The following is a 284-nucleotide window of genomic DNA, read 5'->3' on the forward strand; positions in this document are numbered from 1 at the left end:
ACTGGACCAACTGGTGTAACAGGAGATACCGGCCCTACTGGTGCAACTGGTGCCACCGGAGATACCGGTCCTACTGGTGCAACTGGTGCCACCGGAGATACTGGCCCTACTGGTGCCACCGGAGATACTGGCCCTACTGGTGCCACCGGAGATACCGGTCCTACTGGTGTAACCGGAGATACTGGAGCCACTGGTGCAACTGGTGCCACCGGAGATACCGGCCCTACTGGACCAACTGGCGCAACCGGAGATACTGGCCCTACGGGACCAACTGGTGCAACCGG

1 protein-coding gene is annotated in these 284 nt (G+C 60.9%); it reads left to right on the forward strand.

The window, feature by feature from the left end:
• A partial coding sequence (locus R0K30_RS21635; RefSeq protein WP_410612864.1) for a hypothetical protein occupies positions 1-284 on the forward strand: 284 nt, incomplete at both ends.

The organism is Bacillus sp. SIMBA_154 (assembly GCF_046536015.1).
Taxonomy (GTDB): domain Bacteria; phylum Bacillota; class Bacilli; order Bacillales; family Bacillaceae; genus Bacillus; species Bacillus pumilus_P.